1 protein-coding gene and 1 pseudogene are annotated in these 1,689 nt (G+C 67.1%); one reads left to right on the top strand and one right to left on the bottom strand.

Going from position 1 to position 1,689, the window contains the following annotated elements; translation table 11 throughout:
- The first annotated feature begins 83 nt into the window (after window positions 1-83).
- A pseudogene (locus ACZ6CZ_RS38010) lies at window positions 84-1,201 on the top strand (IS630 family transposase).
- Here the strand turns inward: ACZ6CZ_RS38010 and ACZ6CZ_RS38005 are convergent.
- Window positions 1,202-1,555 (bottom strand): type II toxin-antitoxin system PemK/MazF family toxin, encoded by a 354-nt coding sequence (locus ACZ6CZ_RS38005; RefSeq protein WP_469030683.1) that lies wholly within the window; start codon window positions 1,553-1,555, stop codon window positions 1,202-1,204. It abuts the pseudogene before it with no gap.
- Window positions 1,556-1,689: the final 134 nt, after the last annotated feature.

Genomic DNA, 1,689 nt, shown 5'->3' with positions numbered 1-1,689 from the left:
CTAGTGCTGTGACCGGGAACGTTTGCCGGGTTGCTCGTTGTGCTGGTCGGATGTGACGACTTCGACTGGCATGGGGAGGTGGGATGGCGTTACCGGTCAGGGTCCGTGGGCTGACCGAGCAGGAGGGGCAGAAGCTGCAGCAGATCGTTCGGAGGGGCAGCACCAGCTCGGTGCGGTTTCGGCGGGCGATGATGGTGCTGGCCTCGGCCGGCGGCAGCACGGTCCCGGTGATCGCGCGGTTGGTCCAGGCGGATGAGGACACCGTCCGTGACGTGATCCACCGCTTCAACGAGATCGGGCTCGCATGCCTGGACCCTCGGTGGGCGGGAGGCCGTCCCCGCCTGCTGAATCGTGACGACGAGGACTTCGTCATCCAGATGGCCACCACCCGCCCAACCCTGCTGGGTAAGCCCTTCACCCGCTGGTCGGTCAGAAAGCTCGCCGACCACCTGCGGCGCAACATCTCCCGGCCAGTGCTGATCGGCCGGGAAGCCCTGCGCTGTCTGCTGGCCCGCCGGGGGATCTCCTTCCAGCGCACGAAGACCTGGAAGGAGTCCCCGGACCAGGCCTTCGACGCCAAGCTCGCCAGGATCGAGTACGCGATCAACGAAAGACCAGACCGCACGTTCGCGTTCGACGAGTTCGGTCCCCTCGGCATCCGTCCCGTCGCCGGATCCTGCTGGGCCAAGCAGGGCAAACCGAACCGGCTGCCGGCCACCTTCCGCCGCACCCACGGGATCACCTACTTCCACGGCTGCTACTCGGTCGGCGACGACAAACTGTGGGGCGTCAACCGCAGACGCAAAGGCATCGACCACACCTGGGCAGCCCTGCGATCGATCCGGGCCACCCGCCCGGACGGCGGCCCCAGCTACGTGATCCTCGACAACCTCTCCGCCCACCTGAACTGGAGAATCCGCAGGTGGGCGGCAAAGAACAAGGTCGAACTGTGCTTCACCCCGACCTACGCATCCTGGGCGAACCCCATCGAGGCCCACTTCGGGCCGCTGCGGCAGTTCACCCTGGCCAACTCGCACATCCGAACCACACGATCCAGACCCGGGTCCTGCACGCCTACCTGCGCTGGCGGAACAAGAATGCCCGCCACCCTGACGTCCTGGCCGCCCAGCGCAAGGAACGCGCCCGCATCCGCAGCGAGAAGGGCCTTCGCTGGGGAGGCCAACCCCCGCTCGTTGCCTGATCAAGCAGCCCGGTGCGCCGCCTGCTCGAGTCCACCGGCACGGAGGGCATCCTCGATCTCGCCGAGCTTCGCTGACGACAAGACTCCCACCTGCTCGGTCAGATCTTCCTGGGCCAGCGTGAACAGCCAAGTGCATGGGACAAGACCGGGACGTGGCAGCGCCACTCGAAGGACGCCCTCGAGAGGCAGCCCCTCGGGCGCCCCCACTGCCACCTCAACGGCCACACCGCTGATCTCGGTCCCCGCAGGAGCGACGACCTGCATCGCTCGGAACCCGGACGCTTCGTCTCCTGACAGCAGTACTACCGGCCGCCGCTCGTCAAAGTCCGCCAACCAGACCTCGCCGCGCTGCATGTGCCCTCCCGACGCAGGATCGCGGGGGAACCTTGCACGCCCCGGACCGAACACCTCATTGTCGGCCGTAATCCAACCAGCCCAGCGGTCGCAGCGGCCAGCGAACCCGGTTAACCTTCGCGGTCACAGCACTA

Source organism: Streptomyces sp. NPDC041135 (genome assembly GCF_055592085.1).
This window is presented reverse-complemented; position numbering and strand designations above follow the sequence as displayed.

Coding starts and splice junctions, on each gene's coding strand:
- ACZ6CZ_RS38005 (WP_469030683.1), bottom strand. CDS start 1,555: ATGCAGCGCGGCGAGGTCTGGTTGGCGGACTTTGACGAGCGGCGGCCG.